Genomic DNA, 21,517 nt, shown 5'->3' with positions numbered 1-21,517 from the left:
GTGACACGACTTGCCGCGGTTCCGGCGGGCGGTACACTCGACCCAATCACACCCGTACCGCGAGGAACGTCACGATTATGAATACCCTTCGTCTGGCTGTATCCGCCGTGCTCGTCGCCGCCTGCGGGGCCGTGGCCGCACAACAACCGCCCGCCGCGCCGGCGCCGGCCGCGCCGCAGGCCGCCGCGCCGCAGCAGGCGGCGTTGACGCCGGAGCAGACCGCCCAGATCGCGCGCCAGGACCAGGAAATGGGCGAGGCCGCGCTGCAGGTGATGCAGATGATCGACGGCAACCGCGCGGGCGAAGTCTGGGACGGCGCCTCGGACGCGATGAAGACGTCGGTCACGCGTGACGAATTCGTCCGCCAGATCAACATCGACCGCAACCGCCTCGGCGCGGCGACCCAGCGCAGCCAGCCGGTCGTCAGCCGCTCGCAGTTCGGCGCCGGCCAGGAAGTGCCGGAGGGCATCTACATCAACGTCGGGTCGCCGACGAAGTTCGCGAACCAGGAGGCGCCGATCCGCGAGCTGGTGTCGTTCCGCTTCGATCCCGACCGGACCTGGCGCGTGTCGGGCTACAGCGTCCGCTGATCCCCGCCAGCGCAACAACGCACGACGGCGCCGCGAGGCGCCGTCGTCGTGTCCGGCCCGTGCCGCCGCGACCCGTGGATCAGGCCGCGTCGCCGGCGACCACGTGGATCTCGTGGCCGTCGAACGCGACCCGCTGGCCCGCGCGGATCTTCGCGGTCTTGCGCAGCTCCACCGCGCCGTCGACCCGCACCGCGCCGCTGGCGACCAGCGCCTTGCCGGCGCCGCCGCTGTCGCACAGGCCGGCCAGCTTCAGCAGCTGGTTGAGTTCGACGTGCTCGGCTTCGAGCAGGAAAGGCACCGGTGCGGGCATGGCGGACAACCGTGGAAACGACGAGGGGCGCGATTATCGCACCGGTGTCGTCAGCGTCCGCGACCCTGCGTGCGGCCCGGTCGCCTGGTGCGGGCAGCAGCGCGGTTCACCACGCAACGCGTCACCCACGCGGGTCTGCGCCGGTCCGCCGGTTCAGGAGGTGATCCGATACGCCCCGGAAGCGTCGGGTAAGGTAAGTCCTACGCATTCTGGAGACCTACTGCATGCCCGCATTTCCACGCTCGTTCCCGTGCCCAGGCGACGCCGCGTGATCCGCCCCGGCGTTCCCGACAACGAGGTCCTGCGACAGGCGACGCTCGATGCCTACCGGATCCTCGACACCCCACCCGAAGCGGCGTTCGACGACCTGGTAGCGATCGCGGCCGCGATCTGCGACGTGCCGATCGCCGTGGTCACGCTGATCGACCACGAGCGGCAGTGGTTCAAGGCCAAGCTCGGCCTCGACGACCGGGAAGGGGCGCGCGACACCGCGTTCTGCGCCCACGCCATCCTGCAGCCGCAGGAGACGATGGTGGTCCGCGACGCGACCGAGGATCCGCGCTTCCGCGACAATCCGATGGTCAGCGGTACGCCGCACGTGCGCTTCTATGCCGGCGCGCCGCTGCTGGCGACTAACGGCCTGCCGATGGGCACGTTCTGCGTCGTCGACGACCGCCCGCGCGATCTGGCGCCGGACCAGCGCGCCGCGCTGGAGGCGCTGTCGCGGCAGGCCTCGCGGTTGATGGAGCTGCAGCGCGTCAGCGGCGAGTTGCGCCTGCAGATCGAGGAGCGCGGCTGGTACGAGCAGCAGTTGCTGCATTACCAGCAGGAACTCGAATCGCAGAACGCGGACCTGACCGAGCAGTCGATGACCGATCCGCTGACCGGACTGTCGAACCGGCGCGCGTTCGCGCAGGCGGTGGACGCGGCCATCGACGCCGCGACCCGGGACGGCACGCCGCTCGCGATCGCGGTGGTCGACATCGACCACTTCAAGACGATCAACGACCTGCATGGCCATGCCGAAGGCGATCGCGTGCTGCAGGCGCTGGGCGCACTGCTGAAGCAGGATGCCGGCGCGGCGCGCGGCCGGGTCGCGCGCTATGGCGGCGAGGAGTTCGTGTTGCTGCTCGCGGGCCTCACCGACGCCGCGGCCGCGCTGCACTGCGAGCACCTGCGCGAAGCGGTGGCGCTGGCGCCGACCGGCCTGCCCGTGACGGTCAGCATCGGCGTCGCCGCCTTGCGTGCGGGCGAGGATGCCACCGGCCTGTTCGCGCGCGCGGATGCCGCGCTCTACCAGGCCAAGCGCGACGGTCGCGACCGCGTGCGCCTGGCGCATTGAGGGCTCAGTCGGTGATCTGCTTGGACTCGCCGGCGGCGATGTTCTCGACGTGCACGATGCGGCGCGGCCGCTGCAGCATCGGATACGCCACCACCGCCGCGAGGATGATCGCGACACCGGCGTAGAACTGCGGCGACAGTTCGTGCTGCTCGCCGAGCAGCACGATCGCCAGCGCGATCGCGTAGACCGGCTCCAGGTTCACCGCCAGCTGCGCGGCGAACGCGCTCATGTGCCGCAGTGCGACCAGCGACAGCGCGAACGGCAGCAGCGTGCACGCGAACGCGAGCAGCAGCAGGTAGCCGGCGTCCTGCAGGCTCGGCAGGGTCAGCAGGCTGCCGGCGAAGGCGGGGAACAGCAGCGGCATCAGCGGCGCGAGCAGGGTCAGCGTCAGCGTGCCGGCGCCGAGCTCAACCGCGGTCACGGTCAGCGGATCGGCGCGTTCGACCAGGCGCTTGTTGAGCGAGCCGAAGCACGCGACGAAGAACGCCGACAGCGCGCCGACCGCCACGCCCACGCGCATGCCGTCGGGGATGCCGCCGACCACCAGGGCCACGCCCGGCAGCACGGCGACGCCCAGCGCGAGCTCCCGCCACGAGAACCGGCTGCGCGCGATCAGCGGTTCGATCAGCGCGACGAACACGGTCGCCAGCGCGATGCAGGTCGCCGCGACCGAGGCATTGGCCAGCTTGACCGCGCCGTAGAAGGTCAGCCAGTGCAGCGCGACCAGCGCGCCGATGCCGGCGTAGGACCACACCAGGCGCGACGGCAGTGCGCGCAGGCCGCGCCAGACGCGCGGCACCAGCGCCAGCGCCGCGGTGACCAGCAGCATCCGCCACCAGACCAGCGGCAGCGCGGGCAGGGTGATCAGCTTGCCGAGGATCGCGGTGACGCCCCACAGCAGCACGCAGACGTGGATCTGCCATTGGGCTTTGACGGCAGGAGTCATGGCGGCGGCACGGAGCGGGGCTGCGCATTATTCACGAGCGCGCGGGCGGCCGCATCCGGCGCTGTCGGCGCGCCCGTCGAGCGGCGCGCGCGGGCGAGGACGCAATGCCCTCCCGCAACGGCATCAACGCGGCGGCGGTGGCACGGGGTCCGTTACGTCCGACTCGGCGAGGCGTTGCTGCGCGCGGCCCAGCCAGAGGCCGAGCGCCGCCCAGACCAGCGCCAGCGGCACGACCACGCTGACCAGGCCGCCCAGTGCCAGGCCCAGGCGGCCCAGCGCGCCTTCGGTCTGCGCGCCGACGACGTCGCCGACGCGGTAGACGAAGGTATCGATGAACGCCTTGGCCTTGTACTTGTCCTCGCGCGGCACGACGGTGAACAGCGTCTCGCGCGCCGGACGCGTCAGGCCGCGCTGAATCGCGCGGTTGGCCGCCTCCAGCAGGATCAGTACGAGGAACGAGCCGTAGACCGCCAGCGCGATGAAACCGACCGCCATCGCGATCGGCAGCAGCGCCAGCGCGAACGCCAGGCCCAGGCGCCGGATGATGTGGCCGGTCAGCGTCAGCTGCAGCGCGAGCACCGCGATCTGGGTCCACATGTCGATGCTGCCGAGCAGCCCGGTGCGCGCATCGAGATCGGTCTCCGCGCCGGCGACCATCTGCAGGCGGGTGAAATAGATGAAGGTCGCGACGATGGTCATGATGACGACGTAGCCGGCGATGCCCATCAGATAGCGCGACGCGAACACCGCGCGGATGCCGGCCCAGGCGCTGCCGCCGATGCGCCGGGCCTCGTCGTCCGCCGGCGCCGTGCCGGCGTCGTCATGCGTGCGCGTGTCCGGCCGGATCCGCACCAGCAGCCACGCGGTGCCGATCGCCAGGGTCAGGAAGCCCGCCGCGACCAGCAGCAGGTTGGCCGTGCCCAGCGGCTCGGCCAGGCGCGACGCCAGCCACGGCCCGAAGATCGCGCCGAGCGTGCCGCCGACCGCGATCAGCGCGAAGAAGCGCTTCGCCTGTTCGCTGGAGAACCGGTCCGCCAGCAGCGCCCAGAACACCATCGTCACGAACAGGTTGAAGACGCTGAACCAGACATAGAACACCTGGCCGCTGCGCGCGCCGATCGCGCCCGGCGCGAACGCCAGCAGCGCCCAGAAGCCGACGAGGCTGGCGGCGAAGAACGCGTAGGTCGCCGAAATGAACTGCAGCCGGCGCAGGCGGCTTACCATCCAGCCGAACAGCGGATTGACCAGCAGCGTCACCACCGCCGTACCGATGAACAGCCAGCGCACGCTCTCGATGCCGCGTTCCATGCCCAGCGCATCGCGCGCGGGGCGCAGCATCATCAGCGCGGTCAGGATGCAGAAGAAGAACAGGCCGGCGATGAGCACGGGCGCGACCTCGTCGCGGCGCAGGTTGAACAGGTCGGCGATCCGGTCGCGCATGTCGGGTCTCCGCTTACGCGAACAGTGCGACGAGTTCGTCCTGCTGCGCCTGGCTCATCAGGGCGCCGCTGCCGGCCCGCAGCTGGTCCGCTTGGCGGTCGGGACGGCTGGTCGCGGGAATGACAACGGTGACGGCCGGATGGCTGATCGCGAACTTGAGGAAGGCCTGCGCCCACGACGTGATGCCCAGTTCGGCGGCCCAGCCCGGCAGCGGCCGGTCGCGCACGGCGGCGAAGAGCTTGCCGTCGTCGAAGGCGCGATTGACCATCACCGCCGCGCCCACGTCCTGCGCCGCCGGGAACACCGTCCGTGCCGCCTGCGGTGCGTTGACCGAATAGTTGATCTGCACGAAGTCGGGCTTCAGTTGCTGCAACGCGCGCGTGGTCGCGGCGTGGCCGCTCTCGAGGTAATGGGTGATGCCGATGTACTTCGCCCGGCCCTGCGCCTTGAGTTCCTGCGCATAGGGCCAGGCGATGTCGAGCGCGCGCAGGTTGTGCACCAGCAGCAGCTCGACGTTTTCGGTCTGCAGGCGGCGCTGGCTCTCGGCCCACTGCGCCTCCATCGCCGCACGGTCGTCGGCCGCGATCTTGGTCGCCAGGAAGCAACGGTCGCGATCGCCGCCGTCGGCGAGCAGGGCGCCGAGCACCTCGTCGGCGTTGCTGTAGTTGGGCGAGGTGTCGAAGACCGCGCCGCCACCGTCGAAGAAGGTGCGGATGGTCTGCTTCAGCGTTTCGAAGTCCGGCGAGCCGAGCGCGACTTCGTAACTGCCCGAGGTGCCGGCGCCGATGACCGGAATCTGCTCGCCACTCGCGGGGATCGCCCGCGTCATCAGCCCGCCCGTCGCGGGCGACGCGGCCGGCGTCGCGGGACCCGGCGCTGCGCCCGTCGCCGGCGGCGCGGGTTCGCGGCTGCAGGCGACCAGCGGCGCCAGCGCGAAACCGGCGGTGGCGAGGGAGGCGGTGGTCAGGAAACGGCGTCGTGACGTCATGGTCGTCTGCTCCGGCTGCGGATTCGGTCATCCGATCATAGAGCGTCGACCGGACCCGTCCTCACGGCCCGGCCGTCGCGCGCCGACGCGTCAGGCGCCCGGGATGATCCGCTGCGCGCGCAGGCTGGTGAACAGTTCCAGGAACGAGGCCCGGCTGTCGTGGTAGCCGAGGAAACCGAGTTCGCGGCTGCGGGTCATGTCGTTGAGACACTCGAGTTCGCGGCCGAGATCGGCATCGGTGTGCCACCACGAGGCGAGACGATCGACGTCGCGCTCGACCAGGCCGTGGCGCTCGGCCAGCGCCGCCCACTGCGCGGGGGCGGACTCCTGCAGGCGCGGTGCCAGCGGCATCGGCGTCTCCGGAAACGGCGCGGGTTCCAGGCCGAAGAACGCGGCGATCTCGCCCCACATCCAGCGCCAGCGGAACACGTCGCCGTTGACGGTATTGAAGGCCTGGTTGCGCACGGCCGGCGACAGCGCCGCCCATTCCAGCTGGCGGCCGAGCAGGCCGGCGTCGGTGAGGTCGGTCAGGCTGTCCCACTGGGTGCGCGAGCCGGGGAAGACGAACGGCTGGCCTGTCTCGCGGCACAGGCTCGCGTAGACCGCCAGGGTCACGCCCATGTTCATCGCGTTGCTGCCCAGCGCGCGGCCGATCATCGTGTGCGAGCGGTGCACGCTCCAGCCGAAGCCGTGCTCGGCGGCCGCGGCGAAGAGCAGATCCTCGAGCGTGTAGTAGAAATTCTCGCCCGGCTGGCGCGGCGTGTCCTCGCGGAACGGCGTCTCGGCGCGGCCGCTGCCGTAGTGCTCGAACGAGCCGAGGTAGTGCTTGGTGCCGGTGACCAGCGCCATGTGCTGCAGCGGCGCACCGGCCAGCCCGGCGCAGAGGTTGCGCATCATCGCGCCGTTGGCGTCGACGTTCTCGCGCTCGGTGTCGCGCCGGGTCCAGGTGCAGAAGAACACGTGCGTGATCGGCAGGCCGCGCAATGCCTCGGCGCTGGCCTCTGCATCGAGCAGGTCGGCGGCGACCGGCAGCACGCCGGTCTGCGGCAGCGGCGTGCGGGCAAGGCCGTACACGGTCCAGCCGCTGGCGACGAGCACGTTGGCGAGGTTGTGGCCGGAAATGCCGGTGCTGCCGACGATGAGTGCGGTGCCTTTCTGCATGGGGAGGTCCTGCGGCCGCTCGGGCCTGGTGGTGCGGGGGACCGGCATGATCGCGCGGATCGCGTGACGCTGCGTCGGACGGTCCATCCCAGTGCACGGCGCCGGCGCGCCGCGCAGCTGAACGGAGCCGTCCGGAACCGGCCTGCCGCAGTGGGGCGGAAACGGGCCCGGGCGGTCGCTTTCAGGACGTCTGCGGCAGGTGACGGGGGTGCGGAAACGCCGCCGCCGGCATGCCGCACCGGGCTTGCGAAGTTTCGCACTGTCGTGGCGCGATGCCCCCTAGAATCCGCGCCTCGGGGACCGGTCAGGGGTGCATATGGAGCTGGAGGAACGCCGGGTCGCGGTCGCGGACCTGAAGGCGGGCATGTATGTCTCCCGGCTCGACCGCGACTGGGAAGGCACGCCGTTCCTGTTGCAGGGCGTGATGGTGGAAAGCGACGATGACATCGCGACGCTGACCGCGCATTGCCGCCACGTGTTCGTCGATGTCGCCCAGAGCACGACGCTGCCGCCGCTGTCCCTGTCGACGCTGGAGCGCGCGGAGACGGTAAAGCCGCCCGCGCCCCCCGCGCGTCGCGACTACGCGCCCGGCGAGATCGAGGCGTTGCAGGGCGCGGTGCGCTATCCCGATCCGGTCCCGTTCGACGACGAGCTGCCGCATGCGCGCGATGCGCAGGCACAGGCGTCCGCATTCGCGCGACGCATCCTCGACGACGTGCGCAGCGGCCGCGCGATCGCACCCGAGGACGTGCGCGGCGCGGTCGAACCGATGGTGCGCAGCATGGTGCGCAACGTCGACGCGTTCCTGTGGCTGGAAAGCCTGCGCGCGCGCGGCGCCTACGCCTATCACCACGCGCTGAACTGCAGCGCGCTCGCCGCCGCATTCGGACGCCATGTCGGCTTTCCCGAATCGCTGCTGGTCGACATGGCCAGCGGCGCGCTCCTGCTGGACATCGGCAAGCTGCGCGTCGACGCGGCGGCGTTCGCGCACGCCGGACCGCTGTCGCCGGCGCAGCGCCAGGCCGTGCAGACCCACGTCGAGCACGCGCTCGCGCTGGTCGACGAACGCGGCGCGGTGCCGGCGCACGTGCGCGACATGATCCGCACCCACCACGAACAGGTCGACGGTCGCGGCTATCCGCATGGTCTCGAAGGCGATGGGATCCCGCTGCTCGGCCGCATCGCAGCGGTCGTCGACGGTTACGACGCGATGACCAGCGACCGCCCGCACCGCGCGGCGGTCGCGCCGCACGTCGCGCTGCAGGCGCTGTACCGGGCGCGCGGGCAGCATTACGCGGCCGAAGTCGTCGAGCAGTTCATGCAGTGCATGGGGGCGTATCCGGTGGGCTCGCTGGTCGAGCTCAACACCGGCGAGGTGGCGATCGTCATGGCGCAGAACCTCGCGCGCCGGCTGCAGCCCAAGGTGATGCTGCTGACCGCGCCGGACAAGCAGCCGCTGTCGGATTTCCAGAGCCTCGACCTGATGCTGCGCGCCAACGGCGACGATCCGGTGCGGATCGCAGCGCAGCTGGCGCCCGGCGCCTACGGCCTCGATCCGGTCGCGCTGTTCCTGTGAGTCTCCTGACGCGCCCGAACGCGGATCGCCGCACCTCCGGACCGGCGGACGCCGCGTGCTGAACCGGACCGAGGTCCTGGCTCGCGCCGCGGCGATCGCGGCCGACGCGCGCGAGGACGCGCCGACGGCGTTCCTCGTCGTGCGCACGCCGCGCGCGCGAGATGTCGAACTTGCACTCGGCTACGACGCCGGCGCGGCGCTGGGCGAGGCGATGGAGGCGGCGATCCGCGCCTCGGTGCGTGCGGGCGACACGGTGCTGCGCATCGGCGAATACGATTTCCTGGTGCTGCTGCCCGGTCTCCACGGCCGCGCGCACGCGGCGCTGGGCGCGGCCAAGATCGTGCGCACGCTGCAGCAGCCGGTGGCGATCGACGGGCGCAGCGTGCAGCCCGCGGTCGTGGTCGGCATCGCCGTGTGCCCGCACGATGGCGAGGACGCGGCGCTGCTGTGCCGGCGCGCCGACCAGGCGAGCCTCGATGCGCTGGCCACGCCCGAGCGGCACGCGTTCTGGGTCGCGCCGGCGCTGCCGCTCGACATCCTTCACGACGAATTGCGGATCGCGATCGCCGACAACCAGCTGCAGATGTTCCTGCAGCCGATCGCGACGCTGCCGGACCGCGCGATCGGCAGCTACGAAGCCCTGTCGCGCTGGACCCATCCGGTGCTCGGCGTGGTGCCGCCCGACGTGTTCATCGGCGTGGCCGAGCGCGGCGGCCTGATCGGCGAGCTGACCCGCTGGAACCTCAACGTCGCGCTGCGCACCCTGGCCGCGTTGCGCCAGGACGGGCGCGCCGTGCGCATCGCGGTCAATCTGTCGGTGGAAGCCCTGCAGCTGCCGGGCTTCGTCGACCAGGTGCTCGACCTGCTGCGGCTGTGGCGCGTGCCCGGCGATGCGCTGGAGCTCGAGATCACCGAGAGCGCGCTGATGCGCGATGTCACCCGGTGCAGCCATCTGCTCGGCGCCCTGCGGGACGAGGGCGTGCGGATCGCGATCGACGATTTCGGCACCGGTTACTCCTCGCTCGCCTATCTGCGGCGCCTGCCGGTCGACAGCCTGAAGATCGACCGCAGCTTCATCCGCGACATCGGCGACGACATCCGCGCGCGGCGCATGGTCGGCACGTCGCCGAGGGCATCGAGGACGAGGCGACGCTGGCGTTGCTGCAGGCGGCGGATTGCGATTTCGCCCAGGGCTATCTGATCGGCCGGCCGACGGCGGCGGTCGCGATCGTCGGCGAACCGCGCTAGTCGCAGACCGGGCACGCACGCGCAGCCTGCAGCGTGCCGCGGCTCCTGGTCGCGTCTTGTGGCGGCCCGCCGGGACCCGCGCGCTCAGTCGCGCGGATCGTCGTTGACGACCAGTGGCACGCCGCGCGTGGGGTGTTCGAGCACCAGCACCGGCTGGCCGTAGACGCGTTCGATCAGGTCCCGGGTGAGCACGTCGCGCGGCGTGCCGTCGGCCGCGATGCGGCCGCCGTGCAGGATGACGATGCGGTCCGCATGGCCGGCGGCGAGGTTGAGGTCGTGCAGCACGACGATGACGCAGGCGCCGCCATCGGCGAGCCGGCGCGCCTCGCGCAGCACGCTTTCCTGGTGGTGCAGGTCGAGGGCGGCCGTGGGTTCGTCGAGGAACAGCACCGGCGTGGTCTGCGCGAGCACGCGCGCGAACGCGGTGCGCGAGGCTTCGCCGCCCGACAGCGTCTGCACGTCGCGATCCGACAGCGGCACGACGTCGGCCGCCGTCAGCGCCGCGTCGACGATGCGGGTATCCGCCGCAGGATCGGGCGCATGCGGCAGGCGACCCATCGCGACGACCTCGCGCACGCTGAAGCCGAAGCGCACCGCGTGGTCCTGCGGCAGCACGCCGCGTTCGCGGGCCAGCGCCCGGGCCTTCCATGCACGCAGGTCCGTGCCCGCCAGCCGCACCTGGCCGGCATGCGGCGCCAGGTCGCCGGCCGCGACGGCCAGCAGCGTCGACTTGCCGGCGCCGTTCGGGCCGACCAGCGCCGTGAGCGTGCCGCGTGCGAAGCGCAGGTCGACCGCGTCGAGGATCGCGCGCCCGTCGATGTGCACGCTGACCCCGTCGATCGCGAGCACGTCGTCGATCGCCTGCGTGCTCATGCCATGCCCCGGTGCCGGCGTCGCAGCACCAGCCACAGGAAGAACGGCGCACCGAGCGCGGCCGAAAACAGGCCCAGCGGAATTTCCGACGGCGGATCCAGGCTGCGCGCGGCGGTGTCGGCGACGACGATCAGCAGGCCACCGACCACCGCCGACAGCGGGATCAGCCAGCGATGGCCGGGGCCGGCGAGCAGGCGCACGAAATGCGGCACCACCAGGCCGACGAAACCGACGACGCCGGCGAACGCGACCGCCGAGCCGACCAGCAGCGCGCACACGGTGACCAGCAGCATCCGCGCGCGCCGCACGTCCAAGCCGATGTGCTGCGCCTGGCGTTCGCCCAGCGCCAGCATGTCGAGCGGCGTCGCCAGCAGCCGCAGCGCGACCGTGCCGATGGCGAACGCCGGCACCGCGGCCAGCAGCGACGTCCAGTTCGCCAGCGACAGCGACCCCATCTGCCAGAACACCAGCGACTGCAGTTCGCCGGCATCGGCGATGTAGGTGAAGTCGCGACGCCGACCAGCAGCATGGGCGCCGTGCCGCTGCCGCGATCGGGGCGCGCCAGCAAATAGATCAGCGTCGTCGTCGCCGCGCCGCCGGCGAAGGCGGCGACCGGGATCGTCCACGCGCCGAATGCGGTCGCGCCGAGCACGATCGCCGCGACCGCGCCGAGCGCGGCGCCGTGGGTCACGCCGACGATGCCCGGATCCGCGAGCGGATTGCCGAACAGGCCCTGCAGGCCGGCGCCGGCCATCGCCAGCGACGCGCCGACCAGCACGGCCAGCAGTGCGCGCGGCACGCGCAGGGTCCACACCACCGAGATGTCGCGCTGGCTCAGCGCGCCGGCGTCGACCAGCCCCAGCTTGTGGGCGATGACGTGGATCACGTCGCCCGGCGGAATGCGGAGCGGTCCGATGCCGAACGACAGCACGATCACCGCGACGAGCAGGGCCAGCGACACGACGAACAGCAGGCCGCCGGGCGGGCGGCGCACGCTGCCGCCAGCGCGGTGGGCCGTGCGCATCGCGTCGCTCATGCGCCGGGTGGGGCGTCGAGTTCGGCCGCCAGCGTGGCCAGCGCTTCGGCCAGCGCGATCGCGCCGGCGCCGCCGGCGATGCTGCTGACCTTGAGCTGCACGTCGGGCATGACCCAGACGCGGTTGGCGATGCCGGCCGGCGTCTGCCGCAGCGACGGATAGGCCTGCCACAGGCCGGCTTCGCCACCGAACACGCGCAGGTCGTCCTCGCTGACGAGGATGACGTCCGGCTCGACCGCGACGATGCCTTCGTTGCTGAGCTGGGAATAGTTGGCGACCTTGGCCTCGTCGCCGACGTTGACGCCGCCGGCGAGGCGGATGCTCGCCGCGGCCGCGGTGTCGGCCCCGCCGACCGTCGGCGTGCCGCCGCCGCCGGTGGCCGAGACGTGGATCACGCGCGGCTTGCGGGTGTGCGTGGCGGCAATGCGCAGCGCCTCGTCGAGCTGCTGCTGCACCTGCGCGGCGAGTTGTTCGCCTTCGTCGGCATGGCCGAACACCGCGGCCAGCTTGCGCACCTTGTCCGGGATCGGCTGCAGTTCGTCGACGATGACCAGGGTCAGGCCCGCGTCGCGCAGCGGCTGGGCGAGCTTGCCGTGGCGGCGCAGGCTGTTGCCGACAAACAGGGTGCCGTCGAGGCTCAGCACGCCTTCGATGCCGGTCGTGCGGTTGAAGAGGAAATGATGCGGCGCGTTGCGGCCGGTCGTGGTGACGCTGTTGGTCGGGGCGGCGAACACCTGCTCGCCGAGGCCGAGCGCCTCCATGACCAGGACGATGTCGTCGTTGCCGACGATCGTGCGGGCGGTGTCGGCGATGGTGACGTCGACGCCGTCGTCGGAGCGCACGGTGACGGGCAGGTCCTGCGCCGAGCGCGCGACGCGCGGGATGTCGGTGCCGGCGATACGCCGCCAGCCGGCGGGCAGGGGGGCGTCGGCGGCGGGCGCGACGGCGTCGTCTGCCGTTTCGGTCGCGGCAGGCGGCGTCGTCGACGGCGCGCAGGCCGCGAGCGCGCAGGCGAGCGCGATGGCGAGGGGCGCGCGCAGGCGGTGATCGGACATCAGCAGTTCCATCCCGGCAAAAAAAAGCAGCGGCCGGACCGGGTCCGGCCGCTGCGAGGGCACGATTTTAGTTGGTTTTCGGCGTGATCCGGCGGATCTGGTCACCTTCCTGGTCCTCGGCGCCGCGCGACTTGTTGATCGCGTAGACGGTGCCGTCGCCGACCGGCAGCACGTGGTTGGGGAAGGTGCCGCCGTCGAGGTTGGCGACGATGGTGCCGTCGGCGTCGACTGCGGTCACCGTGCCCGCGCCGCGGCTCGCGACGTAGGCGAGCTTGGTGTGCGGGTCGAACGCGACGTACACCGCGCCCGCGCCGACGTAGACGTCATGCAGCACCTCGCCGGTGTCGGCGTTGGCGATCACCAGGTTGTCGCTGCCCTGCGCCGCGACGTAGAGGCGACGGCCCTCGGGGTCGATCGCGACGCCGATGCCGCCGTTGATCGTCGGAAAGCGGAACATCCTGTCGACCTCGCCGGTGGCGCCATCGAGCACCACCACCTCACCCGTCGACAGGCCCACCGAATAGAGCTTGCCGCCGACCGGGTCGACGGTCAGCGCCATCGGGCCGAATTCCTCGCCGCGCACCTCCGACGGCACGGTCAGGTCCTGCACCACCTCGAGCGTCGTCGCGTCGAAGGCCACGAACTTGCCGCCGCCGAAGCCGCTGGCCCAGACGCGGTTGTCCTTGGTGTCGACGACGACGTCGCGGCCGTGCGGGAGCACGCCGGTGTCGAACTGCTTGACCAGCGACAGGTCCGACTGGCGGTACACGGCCACCGTGTCGTCGCGGGTATTGGTCACCCAGACGTTGCCGTTGGCATCGTCCACCGCCACGCCGTAGACCGCATAGACGCGACCGTCGGTCTGCCCCTCGACCTGGGCCGGCGTGACGCGCGCGGTGATCTCCAGCGTGTCGGGATCGAGCTTGAGCAGCTCGGACTGGGTGACCGGCGGGCGACCGACGGCGGCGGTGACGAACAGTGCGTCCGACGCCTCGCTGTGCGCGACCTGGTACAGGCCCTGCACCAGCTTGTTGGTGGTCACGTCGTAACGATCCGCGCCCGACAGCGGCACGTCCTTGGAGACCTTCAGATCGATCACGGCGGCGGCATCCGGATTGGCGACGCGCATCACCACCGGATGGCGGCCCACGACGGCATCGGCGGGAATCTGCACCTGGCCGCTGACACGGCCTTCGGCATCGGCGGTCCACGGGGTGGCATTGAGCACGGTCTCGCCGCGCAGCAGGGTCACGGCCTGGCCTGGCTGGAAGCCCTGGCCGGTCATCTCGACGGCATCGCCCGCCCTGATCACCGGGCTGCCGGGGCGCACGGACCCCTTGAAGTCGATCGCCGGCGGGCCGAAGCCCTGCGCCCCCACGGCGCCGACGGCGGCGCACAGGGCGAGGGACAGGGCGGCGAGACGCAGACGACGCGAGGACAGCTTTTGCATGACGAACTCCTGGAGCGTGGATTGGACCGGCCTTGCGTAGCGCCGGAAAGACAGTGCGGGGTGCGCGGACACGACGTGGGGCGGGCGTGCGGGGGAGGTCATCGCGGTGCCCGGCGCAAGGCGGCGGACCCGATCGCCGGCAGCAGCGCCAATGCGGGAGCGTCCGCAAGCGGAGCGAGTTGACGCGCCAGCGCATCGGCCGGGGTGTCGCGGCGCGACGACAGGCAGGGATGCACGAACCCGGCCCAGGTCAGCGCCTGCAGCGCCTGGTTGAGCAGGCCCGGGGCGGCGTCGTAGGGCGCCAGCGCGCGCAGGGTCGCGAACGACCGGGGTCCCTGCGCCAATGCGTCAAGCGCGGGTGCGAAGAGATCGCGCGCGCCGGTCACCGGGCCGATGCGGGTCTCGAAGCGCAGATCGCCGGTGAGGGTCGACGGCGCGCCGGGCAGGGCGGCGAACACCAGCGCATCGAGCGCGGCGAGGTGTGCGGCGGCGTCGAGCCGATGCGCGTCGCGCTGGAACAGATCCCGGCGCAGGCTCTGGTTGCGGGCGAGATCGCGCGCGGTTTCGGCCAGCGGGCCCGGGGGCAGGGTGCGCAGACGCGCCTGCAGCCGGCCGGGGATCGACAGCGCATCGATGTTCTCGATCGGCGTCGCGCTGCCGAGGAAACCGCAGCCCACGCCGGCGAACGCGCGGATCACGTCGGCGACGTGCTGCGGTTGCCAGTGCGCGCCGAGGAATTCGTGGGCGATGTAGCCGGCCGGCTCGCGCTCCATCGCATCGAGCTGGCGCGACGCGCCCGGGTGCTCGGCGAAGAAGCCGGCGCCGCCGTCGGCGAGATCGCGCAGCAGCGACAGCGCGCCGCTCACGCGTGCCGGCGTCTCGCCTTCGAGAAGGCGCCCGGCCTCGTGCAGCAGGCGCTGCGCGCCCTGCAGTTGCGAGGCGCCCGGATGGCTCATGTAGCCGAGTTCGAGCAGCCCGCCGCGTGCGAGGCGCCGATCAACGATCGCGAGCATCGCGTTGCGCACCTCGTCCGACACCCATGCCCACAGGCCGTGCGAGACGACCAAGTCGAACGGTTCCCCGCCGTGCGTCGCGTATTCGCGCAGGTCGGCGTGGATGAAGTCGAGATTGGCCAGGCCCGCGCGTTCGGCGATGCCGCGCGCGCGTGCGATCTGCGCCGTGTCCGCATCGACCGCGGTGAAGCGCCCCGACGGATTGCAGGCCGCCGCGACGAGCGCGGTGAGGCCCGCGCCGCTGCCGAGCTCGCACCAGCGGTAGGGAGTGGCGAGATCCGGCGCGCGGAAGCCGAGCGCGGTGGCGCTGGCGTGCAGCCACGCCGGCATCTGTTCGCGATGGAAATGCATCGGGTAGGCGGCACCGGCATCCGCCACATAGCCGTCGATGTCCGTCGCGACCGCGTTCACCGGTTCGGGTCCACGCCGTCGGCGTGGCTCGGCGTCGCGCTGTGATCGGCGATGCCGGCGATCGCATGCAGCGCCCACATCAGCGACGCGCGGAACATCGGGCCGTGGGTCAGCGCCGGGAATTCCCGGTATTCGACGTCGAGTCCGTCGACCGCGGACAGGCGCTGCGCGAGCTTCTCGGCCGAATCCGGCGGCGCGGCCTCGATGCGGCGCAGGTGCACCTGGACGCGCGGATCGGTGAGGTCGCGGTGGGCCACCTGGCGCTCGCCTTCGCCCAGACCGATCAGCACGCGCGCCGGGCGCCCGGCGTTGTGGGCGATGAAGCGCTGCTCCGGCGCACCGAGCAGCGCGCCGTCGCCCCACCACAGCGAGGGACTGCCGGCGGCGTAGGTGGCGAACGCGCCAGCGCGCGTATACAGCGCATGCAGGGTGAACAGGCCGGCCAGCGAATGGCCCCACAGCGTCTCGCGCTGCGGATCGATCGCGACGTGCGTCGCGAGTTGCGGACGGATGTCGCGCTCGATCGTCTCCAGCAGCGCATCGGCGCCGCCGCCGCCGGTGATCGTGCCGCCGCCGCGCACGGGCCGCTCGCCGGGGACGGGCGTGTAGTCGCGCGTACGCGCTTCCGAATCGATGCGCAGCGCATTGTCGTAGCCGACGAACACCAGCGCCTGCGGTTGCGGCTGCGCGGCGAGTTCGGCGAGCAGCGCGTCGTCGAATTCGATCAGCGCGGCATTGCCGTCGAGCATCCAGAATGCGGGGAACCCCGCATCCGGCGCCGGCGTCTTCGGCACCGCGACGTGCACGCGCCAGACCCGGCTGCCATCGGCGCTGGTCACGTTGAAACGCGTGAACGCGTAGTGCGCCGAGGCGCGGTCGGCGACGGTCTCGCCGATCGCCTGGGTCGGGTTGCGCTGCTGCGCGGATGCGGGCGGCGCAGCGATGGACTGCAGCGCGAACAGCACGCCGGCCGCGACGGCGAACGTCGCGGCGCGGGTGCGCAGGGCGGGCTTGCGGGGGCGTTTGCTCATGCGTCCGAGTATCGGTCAGAAGCCGATGTTCATGCTCACGTAGTAGGCGCGGCCGGGCTCGTTGTAGGTCGCGGCGCCGGCGTAGCTGCTGTTGGATTCGCGGAACAGGCGCTTGTCGAACAGGTTGTTGACGCCGCCGCCGAGGCTGACCGTATCGGTGATGCGGTAGCGCGCGCCGATGCCCCAGACGTTGTAGGCCTCGCGGACCTGGCGCACCGCTGTGCAGTCGGCACCGACCTCGTCGCAGCGGTCGTCGTTGTTCATGTCGCGCGTGGCCGGTTCCTGGCGGCCGTAGAACGTGCCGGTCAGCAGCAGCGACAGCGCGTCGGTGGCCTGCCAGTCGAGCGCGGTGTTGACCGTGTACTCGGGGATCACCGACAGCGGCTGCCCGGTCAGCGTGTTCTCGTTCTCGATCATGTAGGTGAGGTTGTTGGTCCACTTCAGCACGTCGCCGGCGTCGCCGAGCAGGGGCACATTGATGTTGCCCTCCAGTCCCTGCACCACCGCGTCCGGTGCGTTCTCCCAGCGGAAGATCCGCGCGGGCGCCACCACCGGCGTGCCCGGCGTCTGGCCGACCGGTTCCACGCCCGAGACGATCTTGTCCTCGTAGTCGTTGTGGAAATAGGTCAACGACGCGTGGTAGCCCGACAGCGGCGCCCATTCGATGCCGATCTCCTTGTTGAGGCTGGTCTCGGCGTCGAGCGCGTCGTTGCCGAGGATGTAGCAGCCCGAGCCGAGGCTGGGGAAGTTGTCCGGGCAGCCGAAGCCCATCGTGTAGTAGAGGTAGTTCGGATTCGACTGGTAGAGATTCGGCGCCTTGAACGCACGCGCCACGCCGCCCTTGAGCTTGAGATCGTCGCCCAGTGCGAACTGCACGTTGAGGCTGGGGCTCAGGTTGTTGCCGAACTGGCTGTGGTGGTCGAAGCGCACGCCGGGCGTCACGATCCAGCGCTCGCCGGCATAGATGTTGTCCTCGACGAACACCGCGCTGGTCTGGGCATCGGCCCGGCCGCCGCCGCGGTCCGGATCCAGGCCCGGGATGCCGCCGCCGTTGTTGCCCGACTGCGTGACCGAGTACGGATCCTCGAGCTCGCTGTCGCGATGCTCGAAGCCGACGGTCCACACGTGTTCGATCGTGCCCAGCGTCGTCGGCAGGTTCACCTCGCCGTCGATGCTGGCGTTGCGCAGGCGCGAGGTCGACCATGCGGTCGCGGTGCCGATGCTGCCCTCCGGTCCGCCGGCCAGGCCCTCGTTGAGCCGCTTGTTGTTGGTGCCTTCGAACCCAAGCGTCAGGCGCGAGCTGGCGTCGCCCCAGACGCCGCGATGGGTGATCGCGCCGCTGTTGCGGTACATGCGGTTGGTCTCGGCGCCTGCTTCGGCCAGTTCGGTCAGCAGCGGCGTGCCGTCGAGGCTGACGGCGCGGTCGCCGGCGTAGAGGTTGCCCTGGCGGCTGGTGCCGGCCTCGAACTCGAGCACGTGCGCGGCGTTGACGTCCCAGCGCAACAGCGCGTTGACGTCGCGGTTGCGCACGCCTTCGCGGCCGGCGGGCGGGGTGACGCCGACGTCGGTCAGGAAGTCCGAATTGAGATCGAGCGAGTCGGCCTCGGTCTTGTTGACGTTGCCGTAGACGCGGAACGACAGCGCCTCGGTGAGCGGACCGCTGAGGGTCACGCCGGCGCGGTGGCTGCCGCCTTCCTCGCCGTGCTGCGGTACGAGGCCGTACAGGCTCAGCGAACCGGTCAGGTCGCCGGTCGGCCGCTTGGTGATGATGTTGACCACGCCGCCCGAGGCGCCGGAGCCGTAGCGGGCCGCGGCCGGACCCCGCAGCACTTCGATGCGCTCGACCGCCTCGGCCGGCACCCAGTTGGTGTCGCCGCGGGTGTTGCGCTCGCCGCTACGGCCCATGCGGATCGAATCGCGCGAGCCCACGGGCTTGCCGTCGACGAGGATCAGGGTGTTTTCCGGCCCCATGCCGCGCAGGTCGATCTGGCGGTTGTTGCCGTACTGGCCGGAGGAGCTGTTCCCGGTGAGGTTGACGCCCGGCATCGTCCGGATCAGTTCGGCCAGGTCGTTGGCCGGCGGCCGCCGTTCGATGTCCTCGACGGTGATGACCGAGGTGCCGAGCGCTTGGCGGGCGATGGCTTCCGCGGTCACGTGGACGGTGTCGAGTTCCCGCGGATCGTCGTCGGTCTGCGACTGGGCCGACGCGACCGGGGACAGCGACAGCGCGATCGCGGTGGACAGCAGGGCGCGCGGGACGGCGCGGGCGGGATGCAACGGACGGACGGACATGCGGACTCCGGCAAGCAGACGCCTGTGTCTCTGGCGGCAGCTGAGACCTCGGGGGCAGGGATGGACACCGGCCAGGCCGGCAGGCGCGCATCATAGGGTGAATAGGAGTCATTCTCAACCACGAGCGGTCAACTCCGCGCATGGCGGTCCGGATCCGTGCCGTGACGGCGCGCAATTCCCCGTTCGTCGGCAACCCTCCGCAACCCAGCGTCCTGTGGCAAAGGCAGCGCCAAAGATGAGAACTGCTATCATTTCGCAGCTCGACCGGATGTCGTCGCACCGCATTGCTGGGGCGCCGATGTCCACGCCGACGGCGCCGCCGTCGCGCGCTGTTCCGCGTCCCTCGTGCGCCGTGACGCAACGCCCCTGCGAGTTCCGACATGTCGTCCCGCCCCGCCGTTTCCGGTCTGCCCGCGCTCGTGTTCACCGCCCTCGCGGGCACCATGGCGATGATGGCGTTCGTCGCCGTGGTGGGCCCGGTGGTGCGCATCCTCGGGCTCGCCGAATGGCATGCGGGGCTGTCGGTGACGGCGGCCGGCGTGCTGTGGATGCTGTCGGCGCGCCGCTGGGGCGTGCTCAGCGACCGGATCGGCCGCAGGCGCGTGCTGCTGATCTCGCTGGCCGGCTACGCGGTGGTCTACATCGCAATGGCGGTGTTCGTGGACCTGGCGCTGCGCAACCCGCCGGCGGTGTGGCTGTCGGTCGTGGTGCTGGTCGGCACCCGCGCGCTGGTCGGATTGTTCTACGCCGCGGTGCCGCCGACGGCGGCCGCGGTCGTCGCCGACGAAGTGCCGCCCGGCGGCCGCGCCAGCGTGATGGCGCGCCTGGGCACGGCGAACGCGGTGGGCATGGTGCTCGGCCCGGCGGCCGCGGGCTGGATCGCGTTCCACGACATCGCGCTGGCGCTGTACATCGCCGCCGCGCTGCCGCTGCTGTCGCTGCTGTCCCTGTGGTGGCGGCTGCCGGCCACCACGCCCGCCGATGCCACCCGCAACGGGCCGCGGCCGACGATGGCGGTCTTCGATCGTCGCCTGCGCCTGCCGGTGTATGCGGTGTTCGCGGCGATGATGTCGGTGACGATCGCCCAGGTCGTCGTCGGCTTCTTCGCGATCGACCGGCTGCAGCTGTCGCCGGAAGATGGCGCCCGCGTCGCCGGCCTGTCGCTGACCGCCGTCGGCGTCGGGCTGATCTTCGCCCAGGCGCTGGTGATGCGGCTGACGTCGGTGCCGCCGGCGCGCTGGATCGCGCTGGGCGCGCTGATCTCGGCGATCGGTTTCGGGTCCTCGGCCCTGGTCGCGGCGCAGTGGCAGCTGCTGGCGGCCTACGGCGTCGCGGCTTTCGGCATGGGATTCGTGTTTCCGTCGTTCCAGGGCCTGGCCGCGGATTCGGTCGAGGCGCACGAGCAGGGCGCCGCCGCGGGCACGGTCGCCTCGGTGCAGGGCATGGGCATGGTCGCCGGCCCGCTGCTGGGCACGCTGCTGTACCGCTGGTCGCCGAACGCGCCTTATGTGCTGGTCGGTGTCGTGCTGCTCGGCCTGTCGCTGGCCGCGGCGGCGCACGTGAGACGCGCCGCATGAACCACGCGGCGTCCTTGCTGCACGAGCTGCGCGACGCCGGCACGCAGGCGCCGTTCCGGCTGCATGCGCCGGATCGCCATCTGGCCACTGAAGGCGTGCAGGCGCGGCTGCCGTCCGGACCGGCGGCGACACTGGGGGCGCGGGTCGCCGCGTTCTTCGCTGCGCCGCGTTCCGGGCCGGCGTTGCTCGTCGGCGCGCTGCCGTTCGACCCGCGCCACGACGACGCCCTGCATCAGCCGGTGCGCCTGTCGCCGCCGGCCTCGGACCCGGCAACGCCGGCCGCGATCGGCCCGCTGGTGGCGACGTCCGAGGTACCGACCGCGGCCGCCTATGCCGACGCCGTCGCGCGCTGCGTGGCCATGTTGCGCGACGCGCCGGACGGGGACGCGGATGCCCTGCGCAAGGTCGTGCTGGCGCGCGGGCTGCGGGTCGAAGCAGCCGCCCCGATCGATCCGCAGGCGCTGGCGCTGCGGCTCGGCGCCGATGCGAGCGTCACCACCTTCGTCGTGCCGCTGCCGGTCGCCCCGGGCGATGCGCCCGCGTGGCTGGTCGGTGCGACGCCGGAACTGCTGGTCTCGCGTCGCGGCCGCGCGGTGGTCTCGCATCCCCTGGCCGGCTCGGCGCGCCGGATCGGCGATCCGGTCGAAGACCGGCATCGCACGGACGCGCTGCTGGCGTCGGGCAAGGATCTGCACGAACACAGGCTGGTCGTCGAAGCGATCCTCGACGGCCTCGCGCCGCTGTGCCGCGAACTGGCGGCGCCGCCGCGCCCGTCGCTGCACGCCACCGCAACGATGTGGCATCTCGCGACCCGCATCACCGGCACGCTCAAGGACGCCGACGTGTCGTCGGCGACGCTGGCCGGCGTGCTGCATCCGACCCCGGCGGTCTGCGGCACGCCGCGCCTGGCGGCGCTGCAGGCGATCCGCGCCTACGAACCGTTCGACCGCGGCTTCTACGCCGGCGCGGTCGGCTGGACCGACGCGGCGGGCGATGGCGACTGGTACGTGTCGATCCGCTGCGCGCGCGTGCAGGGCCGCACGATGCACCTCTACGCCGGGGCCGGTATCGTGGCCGGCTCGCAGCCCGAGTCGGAAGTCGACGAGACCGCCGCCAAGTTCATGGCGCTCCGCAATGCGCTGGGCATCGACGACGCCGGCGCAGCCTGAGCGACTTTT

General features: G+C 71.8%; 17 protein-coding genes and 1 pseudogene. 6 read left to right on the top strand and 12 right to left on the bottom strand.

Going from position 1 to position 21,517, the window contains the following annotated elements; all coding sequences use genetic code 11:
* Nucleotides 1-77 precede the first annotated feature (77 nt).
* Nucleotides 78-590 carry a DUF4019 domain-containing protein gene (locus CJ022_RS01930; RefSeq protein WP_101925015.1) on the top strand — a complete coding sequence of 171 codons (513 nt, stop codon included), beginning with the start codon at nucleotides 78-80 and terminating at the stop codon, nucleotides 588-590.
* A 79-nt stretch (nucleotides 591-669) separates the two neighbouring features.
* On the opposite strand, the gene CJ022_RS01925 is transcribed toward CJ022_RS01930, so the two are convergent.
* Nucleotides 670-900, bottom strand: a complete 231-nt coding sequence (locus CJ022_RS01925; protein WP_101925014.1) for an RNA-binding S4 domain-containing protein — start codon at nucleotides 898-900, stop codon at nucleotides 670-672.
* A gap of 268 nt (nucleotides 901-1,168) precedes the next feature.
* Here CJ022_RS01925 and CJ022_RS01920 point away from each other — a divergent pair, with 268 nt between their 5' ends.
* A complete protein-coding gene (locus CJ022_RS01920) occupies nucleotides 1,169-2,242 on the top strand; it encodes a sensor domain-containing diguanylate cyclase (RefSeq protein ID WP_101925013.1) in 1,074 nt (357 codons plus the stop codon).
* 4 nt (nucleotides 2,243-2,246) lie between these two features.
* Here CJ022_RS01920 and CJ022_RS01915 read toward each other — a convergent pair whose 3' ends face one another.
* The 4 genes from CJ022_RS01915 to CJ022_RS01900 form a co-directional block, all read right to left on the bottom strand.
* A complete protein-coding gene (locus CJ022_RS01915; protein ID WP_101925012.1) occupies nucleotides 2,247-3,188 on the bottom strand; it encodes an EamA family transporter in 942 nt (313 codons plus the stop codon).
* A gap of 123 nt (nucleotides 3,189-3,311) precedes the next feature.
* Nucleotides 3,312-4,628: an NTP/NDP exchange transporter gene (locus CJ022_RS01910; protein WP_101925011.1), complete on the bottom strand. Its 1,317-nt coding sequence runs from the start codon at nucleotides 4,626-4,628 to the stop codon at nucleotides 3,312-3,314.
* Nucleotides 4,629-4,641: 13 nt separating this feature from the next.
* Complete coding sequence (locus CJ022_RS01905; protein ID WP_101925010.1) at nucleotides 4,642-5,616, bottom strand: aldo/keto reductase; 975 nt, start codon at nucleotides 5,614-5,616, stop codon at nucleotides 4,642-4,644.
* A 90-nt stretch (nucleotides 5,617-5,706) separates the two neighbouring features.
* On the bottom strand, nucleotides 5,707-6,777 hold the full coding sequence (locus tag CJ022_RS01900; RefSeq protein WP_101925086.1) for an SDR family oxidoreductase: 1,071 nt from the start codon (nucleotides 6,775-6,777) through the stop codon (nucleotides 5,707-5,709).
* Between the two features lie 316 nt (nucleotides 6,778-7,093).
* Between CJ022_RS01900 and CJ022_RS01895 the strand changes: the two genes are divergently transcribed.
* Complete coding sequence (locus tag CJ022_RS01895; RefSeq protein ID WP_101925009.1) at nucleotides 7,094-8,353, top strand: HD-GYP domain-containing protein; 1,260 nt, start codon at nucleotides 7,094-7,096, stop codon at nucleotides 8,351-8,353.
* 55 nt (nucleotides 8,354-8,408) lie between these two features.
* The gene (locus CJ022_RS01890) at nucleotides 8,409-9,554 is read left to right on the top strand and encodes a GGDEF domain-containing phosphodiesterase (RefSeq protein ID WP_101925008.1); all 1,146 of its coding nucleotides are present in this window, start codon (nucleotides 8,409-8,411) and stop codon (nucleotides 9,552-9,554) included.
* A 131-nt stretch (nucleotides 9,555-9,685) separates the two neighbouring features.
* Here CJ022_RS01890 and CJ022_RS01885 read toward each other — a convergent pair whose 3' ends face one another.
* The 7 genes and pseudogenes from CJ022_RS01885 to CJ022_RS01855 form a co-directional block, all read right to left on the bottom strand.
* On the bottom strand, nucleotides 9,686-10,474 hold the full coding sequence (locus CJ022_RS01885) for a heme ABC transporter ATP-binding protein (RefSeq protein WP_101925007.1): 789 nt from the start codon (nucleotides 10,472-10,474) through the stop codon (nucleotides 9,686-9,688).
* A pseudogene (locus CJ022_RS17695) lies at nucleotides 10,471-11,498 on the bottom strand (FecCD family ABC transporter permease). The gene CJ022_RS01885 and the pseudogene CJ022_RS17695 overlap by 4 nt, the downstream one beginning before the upstream one ends.
* An 8-nt stretch (nucleotides 11,499-11,506) precedes the next feature.
* Complete coding sequence (locus tag CJ022_RS01875) at nucleotides 11,507-12,565, bottom strand: ABC transporter substrate-binding protein (RefSeq protein ID WP_101925085.1); 1,059 nt, start codon at nucleotides 12,563-12,565, stop codon at nucleotides 11,507-11,509.
* A gap of 67 nt (nucleotides 12,566-12,632) precedes the next feature.
* Entirely contained in the window at nucleotides 12,633-14,015 is a 1,383-nt protein-coding gene (locus CJ022_RS01870) for a Vgb family protein (protein ID WP_101925006.1), read from the bottom strand.
* Between the two features lie 98 nt (nucleotides 14,016-14,113).
* On the bottom strand, nucleotides 14,114-15,439 hold the full coding sequence (locus tag CJ022_RS01865) for a class I SAM-dependent methyltransferase (protein ID WP_101925005.1): 1,326 nt from the start codon (nucleotides 15,437-15,439) through the stop codon (nucleotides 14,114-14,116).
* Nucleotides 15,436-16,470 (bottom strand): alpha/beta hydrolase, encoded by a 1,035-nt coding sequence (locus CJ022_RS01860; RefSeq protein WP_101925004.1) that lies wholly within the window; start codon nucleotides 16,468-16,470, stop codon nucleotides 15,436-15,438. Before CJ022_RS01860 ends, CJ022_RS01865 begins: the two co-directional genes overlap by 4 nt.
* Nucleotides 16,471-16,485: 15 nt before the next feature.
* On the bottom strand, nucleotides 16,486-18,762 hold the full coding sequence (locus CJ022_RS01855) for a TonB-dependent siderophore receptor (protein WP_101925003.1): 2,277 nt from the start codon (nucleotides 18,760-18,762) through the stop codon (nucleotides 16,486-16,488).
* A gap of 380 nt (nucleotides 18,763-19,142) precedes the next feature.
* On the opposite strand from CJ022_RS01855, the gene CJ022_RS01850 reads away from it, so the two are divergent.
* Nucleotides 19,143-20,339, top strand: coding sequence for an MFS transporter (locus CJ022_RS01850; protein ID WP_101925002.1), 1,197 nt, complete (start codon nucleotides 19,143-19,145; stop codon nucleotides 20,337-20,339).
* On the top strand, nucleotides 20,336-21,508 hold the full coding sequence (locus tag CJ022_RS01845) for an isochorismate synthase (protein ID WP_101925001.1): 1,173 nt from the start codon (nucleotides 20,336-20,338) through the stop codon (nucleotides 21,506-21,508). The genes CJ022_RS01850 and CJ022_RS01845 overlap by 4 nt, the downstream gene beginning before the upstream one ends.
* Nucleotides 21,509-21,517 lie beyond the last annotated feature (9 nt).

Source organism: Luteimonas rhizosphaerae, assembly GCF_002849595.1.
GTDB classification, from domain to species: domain Bacteria; phylum Pseudomonadota; class Gammaproteobacteria; order Xanthomonadales; family Xanthomonadaceae; genus Luteimonas; species Luteimonas cellulosilyticus.
The sequence above is the reverse complement of the archived record's forward strand: the minus strand, read 5'-3'. Positions and strand labels throughout refer to the sequence as shown.